The sequence below is a fragment of the Pseudomonas sp. IC_126 genome (genome assembly GCF_004331835.1).
In the GTDB taxonomy this organism is placed as follows: domain Bacteria; phylum Pseudomonadota; class Gammaproteobacteria; order Pseudomonadales; family Pseudomonadaceae; genus Stutzerimonas.
In genome coordinates, this window is record NZ_SJSS01000003.1 from 468,016 (window position 1) to 488,379 (window position 20,364).

The window sequence follows — 20,364 nt, forward strand, 5'->3', positions numbered from 1 at the left end:
ATCTGTCAGCAACGGACGGAGCATAGATGGCAATTGATTACCGCATCGTCCTCGATGAGGAGCATGAGTTCAGCTACCGGATCGAGCTGGACCGCGCATACGATCACGAGGCAGCGATGCAGGCGCCCAAATGGACGCGCTTGGAGCATCAGCAGTGCAACAACTGCCCGTTGAGCCGGGACAACTACAGCCATTGCCCTGCCGCGGTGGATCTGCATCGCGTCATCGAAGATTTCCAGGGCTTGCCGGCAGTCAAGAAAGCCCAGGTGCGGGTACGCACGCCAGAGCGCGAATACAACAAGCTGGTAGGGCTGGAGGAGGGGCTGCGGTCGCTGCTAGGCGTGATCATGGCCACCAGCGCCTGCCCGGTGCTGGGCAAGCTCAAGCCGATGGCACATCAGCATCTGCCGTTCGCCAGCAATCAGGAATTCGTGCTGCGCGCGGTTTCGCTGTACCTGGCACGCCAGTATTTCAATCTGCGCGAAGGGCGGCATGCCGACTGGGAGCTGCGTGGTCTGGTGCGGTCATTTCAGCAGCTGCAGCTGGTCAACCAGGCGTTCTGGCAACGCATCCACGACACCTGCCACGGCGATTCGAATCTGAAGGCCTTTCTGACCTTCTTCTCGATGGCGTCCAGCCTGACCTATTCGCTGGAAACCCAGCTGAAAAAGATCAGGCCGATGGTGATGAGCGCTGGCGAGAGTGCCGATCTGGCCTGAGCCGACAACGGCTCAGGCGTCGGTGTCGAGAGGATTAGTCAGTCTTCTTCAACCGTACCGCAAGCACGTCACAAGGTGCTCCATGAAGGATGTCGTTGGCGGTTGAGCCGAGCAATAGCGCCAGACCATGACGACCGTGGCTACCGACCACCACCAGGTCGCAGCCTTGTTCTTTGGCCAGACGGTGAATTTCCTGGCGGGGCTGACCATAGGCCAGGTGACGTTGTTCTGCGGTCAGGCCGGGATACCGGTCGGCGAAACCGGTCAAGCGGTCCCGGGCTTGATCGAATTGCTGTTGCTGGAGCATCGACAAATCCATCGGAACATCGCCGCCGAACGCCATGGCCATGGGTTCGATGACATGGACGAGCGCCAGTTTCGCACCGCTGGCTGTCGCCAACGCCTGAGCGCGCGCTACGACTGGATGGCATTCTTCGTTCAAGTCAGTGGCGACCAGAATATGCTGGTAGGTCATGATGGCTCTCCTGCTGTTTCCATGTGACAAGTATGGCTGCTTGGCACGCTATTGAATGGCCTAGGGCATTTTTTGTTTTGCAGCGTTTATACGGCGTTGCATGCATGATGACCAGCATGTCATTGCATCGCTTGATGCCAGCCGATGGGCTCTCGGCTGTTATCATGCGCGGCGTCAAGCGCTGGTGCGCGCACATGGTCTACACAAGAGATCTTCATGTTTCTATTCGCCAACGAATATTTGCTCGCCTGGGCAGCCTATGGGATTGCTGCGCTTGGATGCCTGCTGGTGTGGTTCCGTATCACGCGCTCCATGTGGCGCTGGCTGCGTGAGCCGCTGAGATTGATCGTCGCTGTGTTATTGCTGACACCGACCATCGTCGATCCCGCCAGAGAGCTGTTCGCACCGGCCGTCGCCATTACCGCTATGGATCTTTTATTCAAAGTGGGGACCAACGCCTGGCGTGCCGTCGCCGATCTGGCGCTCTACGGGCTGATTGCATTCGTGTTGTATGCGGTGTTCGTCGCCGTGCGCTGGCCGATTGAGCGTCGCTTACGACTGCGCCGTTCCGAGTCGGCAGCCGAGCAGGAGGATCCTCGCACCCTGCGCGAGCGCCTCGAGGAGGATGAGGATTACCGGCCCGCGAACCGTTACCAGTCACGGACCGAGCCCAGACTCTGAGCTGGTCCCTAGCCGTACCAGACGCAGCAGGACCTCTCGGGAGATAGCCCCATGTGTGAACTGCTCGGCATGAGCGCCAACGTACCGACCGACATCCATTTCAGCTTTACCGGGCTGATGCAGCGCGGCGGTCGAACCGGGCCGCATAAGGACGGTTGGGGCATCGCATTCTATGAAGGCCGCGGTTTGCGCCTGTTTCAGGACCCGGTGGCCAGCTGCGAGTCGGAAGTGGCGAAGATGCTTCAGCACTACCTGATCAAAAGCGAGGTAGTGATCGGCCATATCCGCCACGCCAATGTCGGCAAGGTGGCTCTGGTCAATACCCACCCCTTTGTCCGCGAACTCTGGGGACAGCATTGGTGCTTCGCTCATAACGGCCAACTTGCCGATTTCAATCCGGAACGTGGTTTCTACCAGCCGGTCGGTGATACCGATAGCGAAGCGGCGTTCTGCGACCTGCTCAACCGAATACGCACCGATTTTTCCGAGCGCGTCGCGGCTGAAGATTTGCTGCCTCGCCTGCTCGAAGCCTGCGCCGATTATCGTGCCAAGGGCGTATTCAATTGCCTGCTCAGCAACGGGGAATGGTTATTCAGCTTCTGTACGACCAAACTGGCGCAAATCACCCGTCGCGCGCCGTTCGGCCCGGCACAGTTGAAAGATGCTGACCTGACCGTGGATTTCACCGCCGAGACCACGCCAGACGACGTGGTCACTGTGCTGGCAACTGAGCCGCTGACCGATAACGAGCTATGGGATGTCCACCAGCCAGGGGAGTGGACACTCTGGCGGCTGGGCGAATGCGTCGCGCGGGGACGGGTGGAGTCATGCTGAGAAGTTATCTGCGGCTCACCCTGTTCGCCTTGGGCCTGCTTGTGGGCATTCAGGTGCCGGGTTTCATCCAGGCATACGGGAATCACGTCGAGGCTCGTCGACTCGAGGCCCAGCAGGGCCTGCAAGGTTTTAAGGAAACGGCGGGGCGCTTTTTCGAAGGCAACTTGAACGCGCTGGTCGAGCACTATCGCGCCAGCGAAGATCCGGTCATCCAGAGCGATGCACGCAGCGTCGCTACGTTGGTAGGGCGTGCTCAGCTACTCGATCGCGAGTGGCGAATCATGCAAGGACCCTGGTATGCACGGGCCTGGCACGTGTTGATAGGTACTGATCAGGATCTGAGGCGCCAGGTCTGGAGCATTTACCGCTTCCAGGTTTTGCTGGCGCCCGAGGCAATCGCGTGGGGCATTTGTTGTGCGTTGTTGCTGGCGTGGCTTGCCGAAAGCGTTTTTGTGTTGCTGCGCCGGCTGCTGTTTCCGCAGCGACGCTCAGGAACAAGGCGTCGCGCCTCCCGCTCGGGACGTCCAGGCGGTACTGCATAGCCCTGGCCTGCGTCCCAGCGGTGATCCCTCGGCTTATTTAGAGAGAAACTTCATTCCTTCTTCCAGTCCGCTCAACGTCAGCGGATACATCCGGTCTTCGACCAGGTCTCGGATGATGCCGGTGGAGGATGTATAACCCCAGGTGTCCTTTGGATAGGGGTTGATCCAGATGAGCTTCTTGTACTTTTCCATAAAGCGCTGCATCCAGACGTAGCCGGCTTCCTCGTTCCAATGCTCGACGCTGCCGCCTGGCTGGGTGACTTCATAGGGAGCCATGGCGGCGTCGCCGACGAACACGACTTTGTAATCGGCACCGTATTTGTGCAGCAGATCGAGGGTCGAGGTGCGCTCGGAGGTGCGGCGGAAGTTGTTCTTCCAGACCGATTCGTAGATGAAGTTGTGAAAATAGAAATACTCAAGATGCTTGAACTCGGTTTTGCAGGCCGAGAACAGTTCTTCGCAGACCTTCACGTGGGCATCCATCGAGCCGCCGATGTCGAACAGGATCAGCAGTTTCACCGCGTTGCGTCGCTCAGGGCGCATCTGGATATTCAGCAAGCCGCCATCGCGGGCGGTGTGATCGATAGTGCCGTCCAGATCCAGCTCGTCCTGCGCGCCCTGACGGGCGAACTTGCGCAGACGGCGTAGAGCGACCTTGATGTTGCGTGTACCCAGCTCGACCTGATCGTCGAGGTTTTTGTACTCGCGCTGGTCCCAGACTTTTACCGCTTTGCCTTGGCGCTTGCCAGCATCACCGATGCGAATGCCCTCGGGGTTGTAGCCACCCGAACCAAAGGGGCTGGTGCCACCGGTGCCAATCCACTTGTTGCCGCCGGAGTGTTTTTCCTTCTGCTCCTCCAGGCGCTTCTTGAATTCCTCGATCAGCTTGTCCAGCCCGCCGAGCGATTCGATCTTGGCGCGCTCCTCGTCACTCAACGACCGCTCGAACTCCTTGCGCAGCCATTCCTCGGGAATCAGCGCTTCGATGTGCCGATCAAGATTTTCCAGCCCATTGAAGTACGCACCGAAGGCACGGTCGAACTTGTCGAAGTGGCGCTCATCCTTGACCAGAATGGCCCTCGACAAATAGTAGAACTCGTCCATGTCGGCAAAAATCACGTTGTGTTTCAACGCGTTGATCAGATCGAGCAGCTCACGTACCGATACCGGCACCTTTGCTGCACGCATTTCATTGAACAGGCCAAGCAGCATGGCAATCCTCGGGAAGTGCCGTCGTGGCGGCACCTTTGCGTTGTGATGGATCAGCGCTCTTCGTCGTGTTCCGCGAGTCCGTCACGGATCGCGTACCAGTCAGCCTTGGAGCCGACGTAGATATGTTCCTGCGGCGGAACCGGCAGCGGTGAATCGAGCGTGCCGGCCGCGACGCCGAGCTCGTGCTCGCGATTGTCGACGAATTGCAGGTTGGAGCCGCAGCGTATGCAGAACGTCCGCGTCACATGCTCGGAAGAGTGGTAAACGCCCAACTGGTCCTTGCCGGACATGAAGTGAAAGGCTTCCAGCGGTACGCTCGCGTAGGTCGCGAATGCAGCGCCGTGTGCCTTGCGACACATCTTGCAGTGGCAGTGGGTCAGCTCGTTGATCGGTGCGTCGATGCGGTACCGCACGACGCCGCAGAGGCAACTACCGGTATGCGTTTGCATGGCTCTTCTCCAGTAATGTGACGCGGCGGCTCCGCCTGGAGCCGTCGCCGTTCAGCGACTGGCGCGACGACTCATGAACGCCAGACGTTCAAGCAATTGCACGTCCTGTTCGTTTTTCACCAGGGCGCCCGCCAGCGGCGGAATCGCGCGGGTAGGATCGCGTTCGCGCAGCACGGCTTCGCCAATGTTGTCGGCCATCAGCAACTTCAGCCAGTCGACCAGTTCGCTGGTGGACGGCTTCTTCTTCAAGCCCGGCACCTTGCGGACATCGAAGAACACATCGAGGGCTTCGGCCACCAAGTCCTTCTTAATGTTCGGGTAGTGCACGTCGACGATCTTCTGCAGAGTTTCCCGATCCGGGAATGCGATGTAGTGGAAGAAGCAGCGACGCAGGAAGGCGTCCGGCAGTTCTTTCTCGTTGTTCGAGGTGATGATGATGATCGGCCGCTGCTTGGCCTTGATGGTTTCGTTGGTCTCGTAGACGTAGAACTCCATCTTGTCGAGTTCTTGGAGCAGGTCGTTGGGGAATTCGATATCGGCTTTGTCGATCTCGTCGATCAACAGGATCACGCGCTGCTCGGACTCGAAGGCTTCCCACAACTTGCCCCTCTTGATGTAGTTGCGCACATCGTGCACCCGGTCGGAGTCCAGCTGCGAATCGCGCAGGCGGCTCACCGCATCGTATTCGTACAGTCCCTGATGCGCCTTGGTGGTGGACTTGATGTGCCAGGTGATCAGTTTCGCGCCGAAGGATTCGGCCAATTGCTCTGCGAGCATGGTTTTACCGGTGCCCGGCTCGCCCTTGACCAGAAGAGGGCGCTCCAGCGTGATAGCGGCATTGACGGCAAGTTTCAGGTCGTCGGTGGCGACGTAGGACTGGGTGCCTTCAAACTTCATCGGGATTTCCTTGATCAGGCCTGGCACGCAGGCACTTCATGTTTGATTAGACGGCGGACTATAAGTGATGGACGCTTCACTGTGAACGCGAGTGGATCATTCAGTCACTGAATGGGCACCGCTTCGTCTACTGTTCGGTTTTTACTCGTCCTCTTCGCTGAGTGAGCGTTCGAAGCGAGCCGAGAAGGCTTCGACAAAGGCGTTGCGCAGGATCGCGACAAACGCCTGAAACGGGCTTACGTCGGTGTTCTTGGTGCTACCGGACAGCTCGACTCGCGTCGCGAACTGGTCCTTGCGTTGGTTCTGCAGCACTTCCTCACCGCCACCGACCACGGCTTCCCAGATGCCGCGAAAGAAGCCCTTGTCTTCATTCTCCACGTCCTGCTCGAAGTCGAAGACTTCAACATTGTGTAGCAGCGGCTTGATGTAGCCGTCCAGCTGACTGTCGTTGGCCTCGATTTCCATGACCAGATCCCCGGTGCCGGCGGCGAAATCGAAATTTCCGTAGGCGTTGCTGAAATCATTCAGCTTGGTTAACTCCAGGCCAGTCATTCGCAGGTCGATGTCGAAATCTTCGAAGTCGGTATAGGGATCGAAATGCGCGGTAGCTTCCATCGGGGCCTGATTGAACAGCTTGGCCGTGCCTTCGAACGTGGCGACTCGACCTTGCTCGCGGTCGCCCGTATTGGTCAGGTTGTACAGGCTCGCATTGATCGCGCTGGCATAAACATGCACCTGCGGATCGACCTCGAAATTCCGAAACGACAGCTGACCGTCCACGACGCGTAGCTCGTTCAGTGTGAACGGCATCAGCGCTTCGAGCTGGTCACGCCAGTCGACGCCTTCACCGGTCTGCGAGTCGTCGGTCGCTTCGCCGTCGACGAAGTTCAGTTGCGGTTGCTCCAACACCACCTCGCCGACCAGGGCTCGGTCTTTCCAGAGCGCACGCCAGCTCACCCCTATATCGATCGAATCTGCGGTGAACAGCGGCGCCTGAACCTGCTCGTTCTTCTTTTCGATGAAGAGCCCGTCGGCACGATAAGCGCCACGCCACCAGGCCAGATCGACATCCTCTATATGCCCTTGGTACTCGCCCATATCAGCCAGCTTGCCGTTCAGATAATTGAGCACTAGGTGAGGCAACGCGAGGTGAACGACCAGCAATAGCAGAACGAGCGACAGGAGTATCCACACAGGAAAGCGGTAGCGTTTTTTCATGACAGGCCTGATTCGGTCGGGTTCATCATGGAACTGCTTATTAGGGTCTGTTGGCGTTTCGTCGCGAGCCGCGTTGCTGCGCCAAATGCCGCCAGGCAAGGCAGCGCCCGCTCCCGGCGGGCTTGCTGCATTCACCACATCCATGTGGATCGCGCGGGACGCAGGTAATGGTGCTCCCTTGCGAAGTCCCGCAACGCCGCATGGCGACCTTTGCCGCGCAACCCTTCGGGCAGGGCCTGTTTTTGCGCGATGCGGCGTTTCTCGCCGCTCTTTTGGAACGACCAAGCTTCGCTCCTCGTGCCTTGCCTCGTACAAAAACAGGCTCCGGCGCGGCTGCGAACGAAACGTCAACAGACCCTAGTGGGTGGACCTTTGCATGTATCGCTGAGTTCGGCTGGACGAGCCATGAGACTGAGCTTAGGCTCATGAGTCTGGTTTTTCACTCGCAGGGACACTGTCATGAGCCGCATCTTTGCTGACAACGCGCAGACTATCGGAAATACCCCATTGGTCATGGTCAACCGCCTGGGCCCCAAGGGCGTCACCATCATGGCCAAGCTCGAAGGCCGTAACCCCGCTCATTCGGTCAAATGCCGGATCGGCGCTGCCATGATCTGGGATGCCGAGAAAACGGGTCGCCTCAAATCAGGCATGACGATCGTCGAACCGACTTCCGGTAACACCGGCATTGGCCTGGCATTCGTCGCGGCGGCGCGTGGCTACAAGTTGGTTCTGACCATGCCGGCATCGATGAGCCTGGAGCGTCGCAAGGTACTGAAGGCGCTCGGTGCGGAGCTGGTGCTCACCGAACCGGCGAAGGGCATGAAGGGGGCCATCGAGAAGGCCATGGAGATCGCCGCATCGAATCCCGAGCAATACTTCCTGCCACAGCAATTCGAGAACCCATCGAATCCGGAAATCCATGAAAAGACCACTGGTCCGGAAATCTGGAATGACACCGAAGGCAACATCGACGTTCTGGTTTCCGGCGTCGGAACCGGCGGCACCATCACAGGGGTTTCGCGCTACATCAAGAACACCAAGGGCAAGAAGATCCTCAGCGTGGCGGTCGAGCCTATCAGCTCGCCGGTGATTAGCCAGACGCTCGCTGGCGAGGAAGTCAAACCCAGCCCGCACAAGATTCAGGGCATCGGTGCTGGCTTCGTGCCGAAAAATCTCGACCTATCGGTTGTCGATCATGTCGAGCAGGTCGGCGACGACGAGGCCAAGGCAATGGCGCTGCGTTTGATGCGTGAAGAGGGCATCCTCTGCGGCATATCCTGCGGCGCGGCGATGGCTGCGGCGGTGCGTCTGGCCGAGAAGCCGGAAATGCAGGGCAAGAATATCGTTGTCATCATGCCGGACTCCGGTGAGCGCTACCTGTCCACCATGTTGTTCGCCGATATATTCGGTGAGCAGGAACTGCAACAGTGAATTTCGCTGCGCCGGCCTGTCTTGGCGGATTTGGCGCAGCGCAGCTATAGTCTTTTTTCCTCGTTTCGAGATCGGTATGAACAACGTAGCCTGCGGCACCAGCGCTTATTGCGGAAGCCCGTTCCTTACGGGCGGTTCTGCAGTGCCTACGTTCATGCCGATCATCCTGTCCTGCCTACCTGCGAGCCCGCCACCGGGCTTGCCACTGGCTCCGCCACCGCCACCTTCCGCGCTGGCCTGAGCTACGCCGGTTCGCCGGCATCCCCGTCACTGCGTTTGCCATTCGCTGGCGCAGTCTCGTATTGCCTTTCCCAAAGGTGGCAGGATGATTTCGTTATCACCCAACAACCTGGTCGCGTATGCGACTACGGTACTTTTCGTGCTGCTCTGGAGCAGCGGTGCAATCGTTTCAAAATGGGGCTTGGCGTACGCATCGCCTTTTGCCTTTCTGCTGGTTCGTTTCGTGATCGCATTCGTTGCATTGGTGGTCGTGATGCGGCTGGCTTCGCTATCGTTGCCTGAGAGTAAAAGGGCGCGCTGGTTTGCGTTAGCGACTGGCGTAGTGCTGCTGGGCTCCTACCAGATCTTCTATTTGCTGGCGCTGGATCTGCAGGTGACGCCGGGTGTCATGGCGACACTGTTAGGTGTGCAGCCGATCCTCACGGCGGTGCTGCTGGAACGCAAGGGACTGCGGACGATGCGACTGCTCGGTTTGTTGCTCGGGCTTGGCGGTCTTGTACTGGTGGTTTATCAGAGCCTCGGCGTAGGTGGGCTGTCTTGGATGGGCGTGGCTTGCGCTCTGCTGGCGCTGCTGAGCATCACGCTGGGCTCGATGATGCAAAAGCGCGCATACGGCGATCCGCTTCGCGCCATGCCCTTGCAATATTTCGCCGGGCTACTGCTCTGTTCGCTGTTCGTGCCTTTTCAGCCTTTCGAGATCACACCGGCGCTGGGTTTCTGGATACCGGTATTGTGGATGGGGCTGCTGATATCCGTGGCGGCGACTTTGCTGCTGTATCGATTGATCGCACGCGGGAACTTAGTCAACGTGACCAGCCTGTTCTATCTGGTGCCGGCCGTTACTGCGCTGATGGATTATCTGGTGTTCGATAACGTACTGCCGATGCTCAGTCTTATCGGCATGCTGTTGATCGTGCTCGGGCTCGTTATGGTGTTTCGGCGTTCGTCCGATCAGCGTTAGTTGCGCTGGGTTTCTGGCGCCGCCACGGTTGTGGTTGGCGCCTGTTTCAGCACCAGCCAGAGCGCTACCGCAATCAGCGCACCACCATAGAGGTAAGCCCAGGACAGCGGTTCGTTGAGCAGTAGGGCACCCCAGAGTACGCCAAAGGGCGGAATGATGAAGGTCACCGTCAGCGTGCGGACCGGGCCAATGTCAGCTAGCAGCCGGAAATAAAGAATATAGGCGAAGGCGGTGCAGACGACGCCGAGCCCGATCAGGCTGAGCCAGACCGTGCCGCCGCCCCAGGATACCGGCGGAGCCATCAGCAGCGAGATCAGGAACAGCGGCAAAAGACATAGTGCCGCGCCCATCTGACTACCAAAGGCCACCAGCTCGCTGTTCAATCCGCCGTGCTGATTGATCCAGCGGCGTGTCAGGAAACCGCCGAAACCGTAGCAGGCGGTTGCGCCCAGACATGCAAGCGCGCCGATCAGCAGACTCGTGTCGAACGCCACGGGGCCGGTACGCGTCAATAGCGCTACGCCGCTCAGACCGCAGAGCACGCCGATCACCTTCGTCGTTGTCAGCTCTTCGGCGAAAAACAAGGCGCCGATGATCACGCCCATCATCGGTGTGGTGGCATTGAATATAGCTGAGTAGCCAGTCGGCAGAAGCTGCGCGGCCAGCGCATAGAATGCGAAAGGAATCCCCGAATTGATCATCCCCAGAACTAGGCACAGTTTCAGTTTGCCGCGAAAGTCCCAGCGAATCCGCATCATCGCCAGTATTCCCAGCAAGCCGATACAGGCGAACAACACGCGGAAAAACGCGGTGGGAAAGGTTCCGAGTTCCGGCGCGATGATGCGCATGAACAGGAAGCTGGCACCCCAGATTGCAGCGAGACTGAGCAGACGCAGAAAATCTAAGGGGCGCATGGAGAATGGCTCCGGTGATGGGACGTCAAAAGTGTTGGTGAGACTTGCTCATCTCGCAACTCGAAACACGCTTTCAAACTTTTCCGATCTCGTTGCAGCGCTTTCATTGCCATCGGCCACTGGCTAAGCTCGGCTTTTGTCGCTGCCGGATAACCGACATGGTGCGAACATCGCCTGACGCCGAGATTGCTAGGCAGATTCTGCTGGGCTTCGATGATTACCGTGAGCACTTCCGATTGATCACGACCGGCGCTCGGGCTCGCTTCGAACAGGCCCAATGGCAGGACGCTCAGCGTGCCTCGGCGGCACGCATCGCTCTTTACGAGCAGAAGGTCGGCGAAACCGCGAAGGACTTACGGTCTAGGTTCGCCGAAGGCGTACTGCTTGATGTGCAGCGATGGCCCCAGGTCAAGAGCGCGTACATCGAATTGATTAACCCGCGCTTCGACGATGAGTTGTCCGAAACCTGGTACAACTCGATCTTCTGCATGCTGTTCAGCCACGATTGCATCAGCGACAACACCATGTTCATCCATTCGACCCGGCCGACAAATCGGGCCCAGGAGCGGATGGCCCAGACTCGTCGCTATCGCCCGGCCGGCGATCTACATGGAGTGTTGGCGCAGATCCTCAACGATTTTTCTTTCGCTGTGCCCTATGACGATCTCGATGGCGATCTGCGGCGGCTCGAGGCACAACTGCAAGAGTCGTTGCCGGACTGGGTATGCAAGGATCCCGATCTCGCAGTTGAAGTCTTTTCCTCGGCGCTGTATCGCAACAAGGGCGCCTACTTGGTCGGACGGGTTTTCACGCGCGACGAGCAATGGCCGCTGGTCATCCCGCTGCTGCATCCCGAGGGGGCCGGCATAGTCGCAGATGCGCTGATCACCGACGAGGCGGAAGTCTCGATCATCTTTTCATTCACGCGCTCGTATTTCATGGTCGAGGTGCCGATTCCGGCGGAGTTCATCGGTTTTCTCAAACGCATCATGCCGGGCAAGCACATCGCGGAACTCTATACGTCGATCGGCTTTTACAAGCACGGGAAGTCGGAGTTCTATCGTGCGCTGATCAACCATCTGGCCGTTACGGACGACCGTTTCATCATGGCGCCTGGGGTGCGCGGTATGGTGATGAGCGTATTCACGCTGCCGGGTTTCAATACCGTATTCAAGATCATCAAGGATCGGTTTTCGCACACGAAGAATGTCAGCCGCGCCACGGTCATTGAAAAGTATCGGCTGGTGAAAAATGTCGACCGGGTAGGGCGTATGGCGGATACCCAAGAGTTCGCCGACTTTCGTTTTCCAAAATCGAAATTCGACCCGGAATGCTTGGCAGAGCTACTGGAAGTCGCACCTTCCACGGTCGAGGTCCAAGGCGATACCGTGCTAGTGCGTCACTGCTGGACGGAGCGGCGAATGACGCCCCTGAACATATACGTCGACAGCGCCAGCGAGCAGCAGGTGCAGGAGGCGCTGGAAGACTACGGACTGGCCATCAAGCAACTCGCTGCAGCCAACATATTCCCAGGTGACATGTTGCTGAAGAACTTCGGCGTGACCCGTCATGGTCGGGTGGTGTTCTACGACTATGACGAGATCTGCTTTCTCACCGAGGTGAATTTTCGCTATATCCCCGAGCCCCGCTATCCAGAAGATGAAATGGCATCCGAGCCTTGGTATTCGGTGGGGCCGAACGATGTGTTTCCCGAGGAGTTTCCGCGTTTTCTCTTCGCTGATATTAAGCAGCGTCGATTGTTCGCCAAATTGCATGGCGAGCTGTATGACGCCGATTATTGGAAGGGTTTGCAACGCGCGATAAGCGACGGCAAGGTCATTGATGTTTTTCCATACAGACGCAAGGAACGAGCCGTTCAGTAAGAGCCGCGAGGTGAACGCTTGCAGACGCGGCAGGTCGCATTTTATAGAGCCGGACGAATCACCGCGGCGGAATGATCTGCAACATCTGTCGCAGGCGGCGGTGCACTTCATGGGTTATGCTGACAACGAAGCCCCACGGCTCCACCAAGACCCGTAACGAAGCAGGAGGGTTCGACCATGAAAGCATGGCTCAATCGTGTGTGCTGGAATCTGGCAGTGGCGCTTGGCTTCATTGAGCCGCCTCGCCTGCAACCGATACCGGTTCGCTCCCAGCGGTGCACGTCGAAGGCGCCAAAGCGCTGATTCAATTTGCTCCGGGTTGCCTTTCAGCGCCCGGGCATGACTGGACCTCCCCGTTCTACGGCCCGCTGGTAAGCGGGGCGGTCATGTATCCTTTTTAGAAAAGCGCTCAGCCTCGGGTAACTGGCATCCAGCCCGGCGCGAGTTCGCGCGGCTTCCAGAGGAAAGCTCATCTGGATATCCGCGACACTGAATTCCTCTCCCGCGAACCATGGGCTTTTGCTTAGCTCGCTTTCCATATAGTCCAGATGAAGCTTCAACTGCGGGCCGATGAATGCTTTATGGGCACCTTTAGCAATGGCTCGTGCCACCGGGCGGATGAAAAAAAACGGCATAGGCCCAGTGGAGATTCGATCGAACACAAGCTTGAGTAGTAGCGGCGGCATCGCCGAGCCTTCGGCGTAGTGCATCCAGTAGCGAAAACGACGGTAATCTGGCGAATCCGCTGCTGGAACCAGGCGACCTTCGCCGTATCGATCGATCAGGTATTCCAGAATTGCGGCCGACTCGGCCAGTGTCAGCTCGCCATCGGTAATGACCGGCGACTTGCCGAGAGGGTGCACCTGCTTCAGCTCAGCCGGGGCCAGCATCGTCTGTGGGTTTCGAGCATAGCGCTTGATTTCGTAAGGAAGCTGGAGCTCTTCCAGAAGCCAGAGCACGCGTTGCGAGCGGGAATTGTCCAAGTGGTGCAATGTGAGCATCTGCGCTGCCTCGTCCGGTCCAGTGACGGCGACTAGCTTAGTCCACCTTTACACCTCCATACGATATGGCAGACTTCCCGCCTCTGAAGGAGAAGCCATGCCTCGTCCGCGCTGTCCGCGTTGCCAACGTCCATTGAAGCAATGCCTCTGCGCCCTGATCCCCTCGCTCGTCAGCGAGACCGAGGTGCTGATCCTGCAGCACCCCAGCGAAACCGGACATGCCTTGAATACGGCACGCCTCGCGGCGTTGGGGCTGACTAGCGCCGAACTGCGAGTGGGGGAGCGGTTCGACGATCTGCCAGTGAGCGATAGTCGCGAAAGCTATCTGCTGTTCCCGGGGGACGACGCCGTGTCGCTCGCACAATTGGCTGCTGAGGATCTCCCGTTGCGGCTCGTCGTTCCGGATGGCACCTGGCGCAAGGCCCGCAAATTGCTGCATCTCAACCCAGCGCTCGCCAGACTGCCACGCGTAGCGCTTCCCGAGGGGCTGACGTCACGTTATCGACTACGCAAGGCTCCGATGCCTGGTGCTTTGTCCACGCTAGAAGCAATCGTGGTCGCCTTGAATGCTCTGGAAGGCGCAGGGCGGTTCGATGCGTTGCTGAGGCCGTTCGAGGCGCTGATCGAAACTCAGATCGATGCTATGGGCGCAGAAGTTTTTCAGCGCAATCATGGCTGTCACCGTTGAGGCGGCCAATAAAGGCGTGGCGCCTTAGCGCGGCGGACGAGTTTTCAGTTGAAGGATGTAAAGCGTTACCAGGGTCGCACTGATCAGCATGCCGATCCGAGCCCAGAACAGCGGTACCAGCCAACAGGACACGCCGATGCTGAGCCACATGGTGGTGATCGCATAGACCTTGCCCTTGAGCGGGATGCCGTTGCCTTCCAGATAATCCCGAAACCACGGGCCGAGCCTTGGATGCATCACCAGCCAAACGTAGAAACGTTGCGAGCTGCGTACGAAGCAGGCAGCGGCGAGTAGCAGGAAAGGAGTAGTAGGCAGAACCGGCAGGAAGATGCCGATGACGCCCAGACCAACGCATATCCAGCCCACCACCAGCAGCGCGTAGCGCGCTACCGGGTTGCGATACGTCGGGATATCGCGGTGGGCCAAGAGGCTATCCGCGTGTCAATGCCGGCGCGGCTTGAGTAGCGCCGGCTTTTCTTCGGGGGCGTGGCAGATCAGATACAGCGCAGTAAGGATTTCGGGAATCTGAGCGGCCATCTCGTCGACCAGATCGCGGTCTGCGGCGATATCGCTGAACTCGGGCTGCTCATCGAAAAGGCCGGAGCCAACCATGATCGGCAGGAGCAGCTCGCTGACTTCTTCCTCTGACTCTTCGAACCATACCGACTCGCGCATGAACACGCCTTCCATGAAGCCGATGCACCAGCCGCGCAGGTCGGACTCGTCCGGCTCGTCGCCCAGGTCCAGCTCGCAAGGCAGATCCATGTCTTCATCGCTAGCCAGTTGCCGGGCGATATGCGCCTTGAGCTGAATTAGCGTCGCTTCGATGGCGTCGCGCTCGGTGTCGTCGGCGTACTTGGGCGGTTCGGAGAACAGCGCGTCGATCCATTCACGCTCCGGCACCTGCTCCGAGCAGATGCACAGGGCGGTCAGGTAGCCGTGCGCGGCGATGTAATCCAGTGCCTCTTCGTGCAGATCATCTGCATCCAGAAACACTTGCAGGCGGGCGAGTTGCTCGGCGAATGACATCGATGACTACCTTGGAAAGAGAACAGCGGTGATTCTAGACGAGCCGTGGGCCTCCGGCTACCGCGCGCTGTTCGCTGCGGTGCTGCGTCAGCTTTGCCCATCGTCTTCGAGAGATATGAAAACCACGTTGGAGTTCCGCTAACCGTATTGCCGTCCGACTATCGCGTCGTGGTGGTGTTCGGCCTGAAGGCTGCGTCCGTGTCGCGTATACTCGCGCGTCTTGTTTCGGAGACCGGCATGCTCGATCAGGCACAGCGCATTCTCAAAGATGTTTTCGGCTACGACGCGTTTCGTGGTAACCAGGGTGCGATCATCCAGCGTGTGTCCAGCGGCGAGGATGCGCTGGTGCTGATGCCGACCGGTGGTGGCAAGTCGCTCTGCTATCAGGTCCCGGCGCTGCTTCGTGACGGCCTGGCGGTGGTGGTGTCGCCGCTGATTGCCTTGATGGATGATCAAGTCGCTACGCTCGAGGAACTGGGTGTCGCGGCCGTGGCGCTCAACTCCACCCAAAGTCCCGAGCAGCAACGGGACATCGCCGAGCGCCTGCGACGCAACGAAATCAAGATGCTCTACCTTGCCCCCGAGCGGCTGGTGCAGCCACGCATGCTGGCGTTTCTGCAGCGCTTGCAGATTGGCTTGTTTGCCATCGACGAGGCCCATTGCGTCTCGCAGTGGGGCCATGATTTCCGTCCCGAGTATCTGCAACTTGGCCAACTCGCCGAGTTTTTCCCCAGCGTCCCACGGATTGCGCTGACCGCCACGGCGGACAAGCGTACGCGTGAGGAAATCGTTCGGCGGCTGCATCTGGAGAATGCCGAGCGCTTCCTCTCCAGTTTCGATCGCCCGAATATCTTCTATCGCATCGTGCCCAAGGAGCAGCCACGCAAGCAATTGATGGCTTTCCTGGCCGAGCGCCGCGGCGATGCCGGCATCATTTACTGCATGTCCCGCAAGAAGGTTGACGATACTGCCGCCTTCCTTACCGAACAGGGCTTCCCCGCATTGCCCTACCACGCGGGGCTACCGAATGATCTGCGGGCCTTCCATCAGAAGCGCTTCCTCAACGAGGAAGGTTTGATCATGGTCGCGACCATCGCCTTTGGCATGGGCATCGACAAACCTAACGTGCGTTTCGTCGCGCATCTGGACTTACCGAAGTCTCTGGAAGCCTACTACCAGGAAACGGGCCGCGCAGGTCGTGATGGTTTGCCCGCCGATGCCTGGATGGCGTACGGCTTGCAAGACGTCATCTTCCTCAAGCAGATGCTCAACAACTCCGAAGGCGACGAGCGCCACAAGCGCATCGAGCAACACAAGCTCGACGCCATGCTCTCGCTGTGCGAGGAGACCCGCTGCCGCCGTCAGGTCCTGCTGGCGTATTTCGATGAGCAAATGCCCGAGCCCTGTGGGCATTGCGACAACTGCATGGATGGCGTGCAGACTTGGAATGCTACCGAACCTGCACGCCAGGCGTTGTCGGCCATTTATCGCAGCGGTCAGCGTTACGGTGTTGGGCACCTGGTCGACATTCTGCTGGGGCGCGATAACGAAAAAGTTCGCAGCCTCGGTCATCAACAGCTATCGGTGTTTGGCGTTGGCAAGGCGTTATCGGAAGGCGAATGGCGCTCGCTGTTCCGCCAGTTGGTCGCGCGAGGGCTGGCCGACGTCGATCTGGACGGTTTTGGCGGGCTGCGGCTCAGTGATAGCTGTCGCGCCCTGTTGCGCGGGGAGGTGACGCTGGAGCTGCGACGCGAGCTGGCTGTCAAGGCATCGAAGCCCTCCGCCAGCGCGGCGAGTCAGCTGGTGCGCAGCGAAGAGCGAGAAAACTGGGAGGCGTTGCGCGCCTTGCGCCGCAAGCTGGCCGAGGAACATGGCGTGCCCCCTTATGTGATATTTCCGGACGCGACGCTGCTGGAAATGCTCCGTAGCCAGCCTGCGTCTCTTGCGGATATGGCGCGTATCAGCGGTGTCGGCGCGCGCAAGCTCGAACGTTATGGCCAGGCGTTTCTGGAGGTCCTGCAAGGCACGGCGAATACCGTCAGGTCAGCCGCCGATATCCGTCATGAGCTCATCACGCTGGCCCGAGCCGGCATGACGCCGGCACAGATCGCGCGACAACTCGAATGCAGTGAAAAGAACGTTTACGCCATGTTGTCCGAAGCGATAGGCCAGCAACAGCTCAGTCTGGAACAGGCGCTGGATATTCCGGAGGACTTGTTAGGCGAGATCCAAGAAGCTTTTCTCGATGGTGAAGGCGAGTTGCCTCCCGTTGCCGCCGTGGCCGAGCACTTTGCAGGGCGGGTGCCGGAAGCCGTGCTGTTCTGTGTCCGGGCTTCACTGCAGGCTGAATTCGAGCTTTGATCGCGGCTGGAGCGCGCCTGTAACCGCTATTGTCCTGCGGTCTCGGCAGGGGGCTGTAATGCAGCGTTACGTTCTTGCACCGATGGTAGCCTTGCCAGCATTCCGATGCTGTGGTTAGCTCGCTAATAATTAGTTTTTGCAGGAATGCGCTCCATGTACCCTGACCAACACCGCTTCGCCATGCAGCTGGCGCAACTTTCGCGTGGCTGGCGCGCCGAGCTGGATCGGCGTTTAGCGGATCTTGGCCTGTCTCAGGCCCGATGGCTGGTTTTGTTGCATTTGGCCCGGTTTGATCATGACCCTACCCAGCGCGAGCTTGCGCAGAGCGTTGCGGTCGAGGGACCGACACTGGCCAGACTGCTGGACAGTCTGGAGGCGCAGGGGCTGGTGCACCGCAAACCAGCGCCGGACGATCGTCGGGCAAAACTCATTACACTTGGGGCTCCCGCACACCCGTTGATTCAGAAGATCGAGGCGATTTCTACTCAGGTGCGGGAGGAGCTCTTCAACGGCATCGATGAAGAGGACCTGCGCAAATGCCAGCAGGTGCACGAGCGCATCCTCGCCAACCTGGTTACGGTCAAGCGTTAACGACTCTCTCGACACACTCCCTTCCCGCTAATCTCAGCGGATTGCCGGTCCCGGTGCCATTCGCGTCGGTGGCCGCTGCGTTGGTTTAACACTCATTCCGACCATTTCTTGGCACAAGGGTAGGGCGCCGTTTGTCTTGGCGCTAGGCTAGCATTTGCTAATGATGGCACAATGCCTTAGCACGTTAGCTGACGAACTGCCTCAATTTTTCCCGTTTCCGTCGATAACCGCTTCACAGTTCAACGATCGAACAGTAGGCCAGCGTCCCTTGTGCGCTGAGTCATTGCCGGAGATGTTATGACGCTAGACCGTCGTGTCTTGTTATTCACTGCCTTATTGATCTATTCCGGCATGGCATCAGCGCTTGGAATGGGCGATATCAGGCTGCATTCCGCACTGAACCAGCCACTGAGCGCAGAGATCGATCTGCTCGACGTGGGCGAGTTGTCGGCTGAGGATATCCGTGTCGTGCTGGCCTCCAGCAGCGATTTCGCCCGCGTAGGGGTCGAGCGCCTGGCGTTCTTGCAGGACCTGAGCTTTACGCCAGTGATCGACGGAAACCGTAGCCGTATTCGCGTCGCATCCAGCCAACCCGTTCGTGAGCCTTACCTCAATTTTCTGGTGGAGATCACTCGCGCCAAAAGTCGGATGCTGCGCGAATACACGGTTCTGCTCGATCCGATGCCCAGTACGCTGGAGGCTGCCAGCAGCGTGGCAGTCGTCGTCCCGCAAGCCGTGGCTTCGCCGGTGCACGCCGAACCGGCGCATTCCGTGCTCCCCGCTGAACTGCCGGGAGCGTCGCAGGGCAAGCGTCACCGGGTGTCAAGCGGCGAGAGTCTTTGGATGATTGCGGGCAAGTACGTCGGCGATGCGCAGGACGCCCAGTCGCAGTTCATGCGCGACGTCCTGGCGCTGAATCCGGAGGCCTTTGCCGGCGGTGATCCTGCGCGTCTTAGCACCGGTGCGTTCTTGTTGCTGCCAGATACGGCCGAGATGGTTGCGGCTGCGGATATCGCGCCTGCCGAGGCGGAGCTGGCGGTGGAAGCCGTCGCTCAGAATCCATCGACGTTCGAATCTCAAGGTACCGATCGGGTGCTGCCCGACGATAACGACGCGTTTTTGCGCCAGCAGTTGCTCGACGAGCTGGCAGCCGGGCACGCGGAAAACCTGCAGCTCAAGCAAATGCTGAACGATATGCGGCTTCAGCTCGAGGCGGTCAGCGCTCGACTGGCCGATCAGGAGAGTGCCCAGGCTGCTGCCTTGTTGCAGACTGAGCGGGCGGAGCCGGTAGCGGACGTTGCGCCTCAGACCGTCGCTGAGCCCATTACTGCCGAACAGGCCGCAGCCGAGCCTGCAGCGTCGTTCAGGTTGCAGGACTGGGCGCTGCCGGGTGGTGCGGTGCTGGCGTCGCTGCTGCTTGGTGGTCTCTGGTTCGCACGTCGCAACAAGCTACAGGCCCTGTTGCCGCAAGCCGCGTCCGTGGTGGTTGCTCCAGCGGCTGTGCCCCCTGAAGTGTCCGCAGCTGCGGCGGAGATGCCGCTTCAGCCAGCACACGCCTCCGTCAGCGAAACCGAAGTGCTCGAAGCGGCGAATATTTACCTCACCTATGGCCGCCGCGATGAGGCGCTCGATGTGCTGTTGCGCGGAATCGAACGAGCACCCGAACAGCTGGATCTTCGCCTGCGTCACCTGGGACTTCTAGCGGAACTCGGTGATGTGGAAGAGTATGGCTCTGCCGCCGCGAGCTACCTTCAGGCCGGCGGCAGCCAGGCTCAACTGCAGCAGCTACTGGCGCAGCATCCTGCTTTGTCCTCGGTTGAGCCGGTGCCGTCGCCACCGGCTCTGGACATCGCTTTTGTGTTGAACGAGACATCGGTAGCGCCGTTGGATGATCTGGCGTCCGTACCTGCTGAGCAAAATCAGGCGATCGAGGCGAATCAGGTGCTTTCCATTGATTCGCAGTCCTGGCTGGATGCCTTCGACGAGACTGTTGCGCTCAGCAAGCTGCCGTCGCTCGTCGATGACGTCGGCAACCTCGCCTCAACGCCGTCAGCTGAGGAAATGCATGCGCTGATGGCGAATCCGGAGCATCTCGTTCGCCTCAATCAAGCCGTTGCCTATATCAAGCAGGGCGATATAGAAAGTGCCTGCATCATCCTCGAAAACCTGGCGACTGACGGCGACGAACACCAGCGGCGCCAGGTCAGTGAGTTGCTCGCGCAAATCGGCTGATCG

Annotated in this window: 21 protein-coding genes; 12 read left to right on the top strand and 9 right to left on the bottom strand. The window is 59.2% G+C overall.

What is annotated here, in order from left to right; all coding sequences use genetic code 11:
- The first annotated feature begins 26 nt into the window (after positions 1-26).
- Positions 27-719 (top strand): hypothetical protein, encoded by a 693-nt coding sequence (locus E0D86_RS13005; RefSeq protein ID WP_131650446.1) that lies wholly within the window; start codon positions 27-29, stop codon positions 717-719.
- 34 nt (positions 720-753) lie between these two features.
- Here the strand turns inward: E0D86_RS13005 and E0D86_RS13010 are convergent, their stop codons facing one another.
- Complete coding sequence (locus E0D86_RS13010) at positions 754-1,194, bottom strand: universal stress protein (protein WP_131650447.1); 441 nt, start codon at positions 1,192-1,194, stop codon at positions 754-756.
- Between the two features lie 216 nt (positions 1,195-1,410).
- On the opposite strand from E0D86_RS13010, the gene E0D86_RS13015 reads away from it, so the two are divergent.
- Genes E0D86_RS13015 through E0D86_RS13025 form a run of 3 tightly spaced genes read left to right on the top strand, consistent with a single transcriptional unit; the run spans position 1,411 to position 3,251 of the window.
- The gene (locus E0D86_RS13015) at positions 1,411-1,875 is read left to right on the top strand and encodes an MFS transporter (protein WP_131650448.1); all 465 of its coding nucleotides are present in this window, start codon (positions 1,411-1,413) and stop codon (positions 1,873-1,875) included.
- A 51-nt stretch (positions 1,876-1,926) separates the two neighbouring features.
- The gene (locus tag E0D86_RS13020) at positions 1,927-2,709 is read left to right on the top strand and encodes a class II glutamine amidotransferase (RefSeq protein WP_131650449.1); all 783 of its coding nucleotides are present in this window, start codon (positions 1,927-1,929) and stop codon (positions 2,707-2,709) included.
- Positions 2,703-3,251 carry a DUF2937 family protein gene (locus E0D86_RS13025; protein WP_131650450.1) on the top strand — a complete coding sequence of 183 codons (549 nt, stop codon included), beginning with the start codon at positions 2,703-2,705 and terminating at the stop codon, positions 3,249-3,251. The genes E0D86_RS13020 and E0D86_RS13025 overlap by 7 nt, the downstream gene beginning before the upstream one ends.
- 33 nt (positions 3,252-3,284) lie before the next feature.
- On the opposite strand, the gene E0D86_RS13030 is transcribed toward E0D86_RS13025, so the two are convergent.
- The 4 genes from E0D86_RS13030 to E0D86_RS13045 form a co-directional block, all read right to left on the bottom strand.
- Positions 3,285-4,463 (bottom strand): VWA domain-containing protein, encoded by a 1,179-nt coding sequence (locus E0D86_RS13030; protein ID WP_131650451.1) that lies wholly within the window; start codon positions 4,461-4,463, stop codon positions 3,285-3,287.
- A gap of 50 nt (positions 4,464-4,513) precedes the next feature.
- On the bottom strand, positions 4,514-4,912 hold the full coding sequence (locus E0D86_RS13035; protein ID WP_131650452.1) for a GFA family protein: 399 nt from the start codon (positions 4,910-4,912) through the stop codon (positions 4,514-4,516).
- A gap of 51 nt (positions 4,913-4,963) precedes the next feature.
- Entirely contained in the window at positions 4,964-5,809 is an 846-nt protein-coding gene (locus tag E0D86_RS13040) for a MoxR family ATPase (protein ID WP_131650453.1), read from the bottom strand.
- A gap of 141 nt (positions 5,810-5,950) precedes the next feature.
- A complete protein-coding gene (locus E0D86_RS13045) occupies positions 5,951-7,027 on the bottom strand; it encodes a DUF748 domain-containing protein (protein ID WP_131650454.1) in 1,077 nt (358 codons plus the stop codon).
- A gap of 459 nt (positions 7,028-7,486) precedes the next feature.
- On the opposite strand from E0D86_RS13045, the gene cysK reads away from it, so the two are divergent.
- Positions 7,487-8,461 carry a cysteine synthase A gene (gene cysK / locus E0D86_RS13055; RefSeq protein ID WP_131650456.1) on the top strand — a complete coding sequence of 325 codons (975 nt, stop codon included), beginning with the start codon at positions 7,487-7,489 and terminating at the stop codon, positions 8,459-8,461.
- A 325-nt stretch (positions 8,462-8,786) separates the two neighbouring features.
- Positions 8,787-9,662 carry a DMT family transporter gene (locus E0D86_RS13060; protein WP_131650457.1) on the top strand — a complete coding sequence of 292 codons (876 nt, stop codon included), beginning with the start codon at positions 8,787-8,789 and terminating at the stop codon, positions 9,660-9,662.
- Here E0D86_RS13060 and E0D86_RS13065 read toward each other — a convergent pair.
- Positions 9,659-10,576: a DMT family transporter gene (locus E0D86_RS13065; protein ID WP_131650458.1), complete on the bottom strand. Its 918-nt coding sequence runs from the start codon at positions 10,574-10,576 to the stop codon at positions 9,659-9,661. The genes E0D86_RS13060 and E0D86_RS13065 overlap by 4 nt on opposite strands.
- Before the next feature lie 158 nt (positions 10,577-10,734).
- On the opposite strand from E0D86_RS13065, the gene aceK reads away from it, so the two are divergent.
- Both aceK and E0D86_RS21765 read left to right on the top strand, forming a co-directional pair.
- A complete protein-coding gene (aceK, locus tag E0D86_RS13070; protein ID WP_131650459.1) occupies positions 10,735-12,459 on the top strand; it encodes a bifunctional isocitrate dehydrogenase kinase/phosphatase in 1,725 nt (574 codons plus the stop codon).
- A 177-nt stretch (positions 12,460-12,636) separates the two neighbouring features.
- Positions 12,637-12,762, top strand: a complete 126-nt coding sequence (locus E0D86_RS21765; RefSeq protein WP_305955868.1) for a PA1414 family protein — start codon at positions 12,637-12,639, stop codon at positions 12,760-12,762.
- A gap of 23 nt (positions 12,763-12,785) precedes the next feature.
- Here the strand turns inward: E0D86_RS21765 and E0D86_RS13075 are convergent, their stop codons facing one another.
- Positions 12,786-13,460 (bottom strand): glutathione S-transferase, encoded by a 675-nt coding sequence (locus E0D86_RS13075; protein WP_131650460.1) that lies wholly within the window; start codon positions 13,458-13,460, stop codon positions 12,786-12,788.
- A 97-nt stretch (positions 13,461-13,557) separates the two neighbouring features.
- Between E0D86_RS13075 and E0D86_RS13080 the strand changes: the two genes are divergently transcribed.
- Positions 13,558-14,148, top strand: coding sequence for a tRNA-uridine aminocarboxypropyltransferase (locus E0D86_RS13080; protein ID WP_131650461.1), 591 nt, complete (start codon positions 13,558-13,560; stop codon positions 14,146-14,148).
- A 24-nt stretch (positions 14,149-14,172) separates the two neighbouring features.
- Here E0D86_RS13080 and E0D86_RS13085 read toward each other — a convergent pair whose 3' ends face one another.
- Both E0D86_RS13085 and E0D86_RS13090 read right to left on the bottom strand, forming a co-directional pair.
- Positions 14,173-14,574, bottom strand: coding sequence for a YbaN family protein (locus E0D86_RS13085; RefSeq protein ID WP_131650462.1), 402 nt, complete (start codon positions 14,572-14,574; stop codon positions 14,173-14,175).
- Positions 14,575-14,589: 15 nt separating this feature from the next.
- A complete protein-coding gene (locus E0D86_RS13090) occupies positions 14,590-15,177 on the bottom strand; it encodes a YecA family protein (RefSeq protein WP_131650463.1) in 588 nt (195 codons plus the stop codon).
- A gap of 237 nt (positions 15,178-15,414) precedes the next feature.
- Here E0D86_RS13090 and recQ point away from each other — a divergent pair, with 237 nt between their 5' ends.
- The 3 genes from recQ (at position 15,415) to E0D86_RS13105 (ending at position 20,361) form a co-directional block, all read left to right on the top strand.
- Positions 15,415-17,538: a DNA helicase RecQ gene (gene recQ, locus E0D86_RS13095; RefSeq protein WP_131650531.1), complete on the top strand. Its 2,124-nt coding sequence runs from the start codon at positions 15,415-15,417 to the stop codon at positions 17,536-17,538.
- Between the two features lie 153 nt (positions 17,539-17,691).
- Positions 17,692-18,129 carry a MarR family transcriptional regulator gene (locus tag E0D86_RS13100; RefSeq protein ID WP_131650464.1) on the top strand — a complete coding sequence of 146 codons (438 nt, stop codon included), beginning with the start codon at positions 17,692-17,694 and terminating at the stop codon, positions 18,127-18,129.
- A gap of 297 nt (positions 18,130-18,426) precedes the next feature.
- On the top strand, positions 18,427-20,361 hold the full coding sequence (locus tag E0D86_RS13105; protein ID WP_131650465.1) for a FimV/HubP family polar landmark protein: 1,935 nt from the start codon (positions 18,427-18,429) through the stop codon (positions 20,359-20,361).
- Positions 20,362-20,364: the final 3 nt, after the last annotated feature.

Bases quoted from the DNA above. Each gene is read 5' to 3' on its own strand.
- E0D86_RS13005 (WP_131650446.1), top strand. From the start codon at position 27: ATGGCAATTGATTACCGCATCGTCCTCGATGAGGAGCATGAGTTCAGC.
- E0D86_RS13010 (WP_131650447.1), bottom strand. From the start codon at position 1,194: ATGACCTACCAGCATATTCTGGTCGCCACTGACTTGAACGAAGAATGC.
- E0D86_RS13015 (WP_131650448.1), top strand. From the start codon at position 1,411: ATGTTTCTATTCGCCAACGAATATTTGCTCGCCTGGGCAGCCTATGGG.
- E0D86_RS13020 (WP_131650449.1), top strand. From the start codon at position 1,927: ATGTGTGAACTGCTCGGCATGAGCGCCAACGTACCGACCGACATCCAT.
- E0D86_RS13025 (WP_131650450.1), top strand. From the start codon at position 2,703: ATGCTGAGAAGTTATCTGCGGCTCACCCTGTTCGCCTTGGGCCTGCTT.
- E0D86_RS13030 (WP_131650451.1), bottom strand. From the start codon at position 4,463: ATGCTGCTTGGCCTGTTCAATGAAATGCGTGCAGCAAAGGTGCCGGTA.
- E0D86_RS13035 (WP_131650452.1), bottom strand. From the start codon at position 4,912: ATGCAAACGCATACCGGTAGTTGCCTCTGCGGCGTCGTGCGGTACCGC.
- E0D86_RS13040 (WP_131650453.1), bottom strand. From the start codon at position 5,809: ATGAAGTTTGAAGGCACCCAGTCCTACGTCGCCACCGACGACCTGAAA.
- E0D86_RS13045 (WP_131650454.1), bottom strand. From the start codon at position 7,027: ATGAAAAAACGCTACCGCTTTCCTGTGTGGATACTCCTGTCGCTCGTT.
- cysK (WP_131650456.1), top strand. From the start codon at position 7,487: ATGAGCCGCATCTTTGCTGACAACGCGCAGACTATCGGAAATACCCCA.
- E0D86_RS13060 (WP_131650457.1), top strand. From the start codon at position 8,787: ATGATTTCGTTATCACCCAACAACCTGGTCGCGTATGCGACTACGGTA.
- E0D86_RS13065 (WP_131650458.1), bottom strand. From the start codon at position 10,576: ATGCGCCCCTTAGATTTTCTGCGTCTGCTCAGTCTCGCTGCAATCTGG.
- aceK (WP_131650459.1), top strand. From the start codon at position 10,735: ATGGTGCGAACATCGCCTGACGCCGAGATTGCTAGGCAGATTCTGCTG.
- E0D86_RS21765 (WP_305955868.1), top strand. From the start codon at position 12,637: ATGAAAGCATGGCTCAATCGTGTGTGCTGGAATCTGGCAGTGGCGCTT.
- E0D86_RS13075 (WP_131650460.1), bottom strand. From the start codon at position 13,460: ATGCTCACATTGCACCACTTGGACAATTCCCGCTCGCAACGCGTGCTC.
- E0D86_RS13080 (WP_131650461.1), top strand. From the start codon at position 13,558: ATGCCTCGTCCGCGCTGTCCGCGTTGCCAACGTCCATTGAAGCAATGC.
- E0D86_RS13090 (WP_131650463.1), bottom strand. From the start codon at position 15,177: ATGTCATTCGCCGAGCAACTCGCCCGCCTGCAAGTGTTTCTGGATGCA.
- recQ (WP_131650531.1), top strand. From the start codon at position 15,415: ATGCTCGATCAGGCACAGCGCATTCTCAAAGATGTTTTCGGCTACGAC.
- E0D86_RS13100 (WP_131650464.1), top strand. From the start codon at position 17,692: ATGTACCCTGACCAACACCGCTTCGCCATGCAGCTGGCGCAACTTTCG.
- E0D86_RS13105 (WP_131650465.1), top strand. From the start codon at position 18,427: ATGACGCTAGACCGTCGTGTCTTGTTATTCACTGCCTTATTGATCTAT.